Genomic DNA, 338 nt, shown 5'->3' on the forward strand with positions numbered 1-338 from the left:
GGCTCGTTCAGTCTGAGGTCGGTGGTGACGACCGCCGGCAGCTTGATCTCGATCGTCTGCAGGCCGCCATCGACCTCGCGGGTCACGGTCGCTTTGTCGTCACCGATCTCGATCTTCGAGGCGAAGGTCGCCTGGGCGGTGCCCAGCAATGCCGCCAGCATCTGGCCGGTCTGGTTCGAATCGTCGTCGATCGCCTGCTTGCCTGTTATAACAAGCCCCGGCTGTTCGGCTTCGGCCACCCCTTTGAGGATCTTGGCCACAGTGAGCGGCTCGACGGCGTCGTCGGTCTCGATGAGGATCGCCCGGTCGGCGCCCATGGCGAGCGCCGTCCGCAGCGT

Annotated in this window: 1 pseudogene; it reads right to left on the reverse strand. The window is 65.7% G+C overall.

Annotated elements, in window-relative coordinates:
- A pseudogene (locus FFR93_RS40555) lies at positions 1-338 on the reverse strand (electron transfer flavoprotein subunit beta/FixA family protein); the annotation flags it as partial.

It is taken from the genome of Rhizobium sp. MHM7A (assembly GCF_005862215.1).
In the GTDB taxonomy this organism is placed as follows: domain Bacteria; phylum Pseudomonadota; class Alphaproteobacteria; order Rhizobiales; family Rhizobiaceae; genus Rhizobium; species Rhizobium bangladeshense.